This is a genomic window from Salinimicrobium oceani (assembly GCF_012037645.1).
Genome location: NZ_JAAVJR010001077.1, coordinates 1 through 364, shown reverse-complemented (window position 1 = coordinate 364; position 364 = coordinate 1). Strand labels below are relative to the sequence as shown.

At 46.7% G+C, this 364-nt stretch carries 1 pseudogene; it reads left to right on the top strand.

The window, feature by feature from the left end:
- Positions 1–87: 87 nt before the first annotated feature.
- Positions 88–364: pseudogene (locus tag HC175_RS20855) on the top strand (MFS transporter); the annotation flags it as partial.

Sequence of the window (364 nt, the reverse complement as noted above, 5' to 3'; positions counted from 1 at the left end):
CCTTTTCTTTTAAAAATATCCTAAAGAGCAGCTAACTTTTTCCCTGCAGGAATAAGGCCTTACCTTTGCAGCCTCAAAAAAGGCAATTTGAAAGACTATTTTTACTTTCTCAAAGGCAACTTCAGGACGGTGAGCTTTGGATGGCTGCTCACGCTGCTCTCCGGCTTTGGACAAACCTTCCTCATGTCCCTCTACGTACCGGAGATCATCAGGTCTTTCAGCATTTCTGAAGGTGCCTTTGGAGCGATCTACGCCGGCTGTACCATTGCCGCCTCTTTTATCATGCTCTCTGTAGGTCATACCGTAGACCACAAGCCGGTAAAAAAAGTAACAGCTTTTACCGTCGCCGGGCTCGGATTATCCA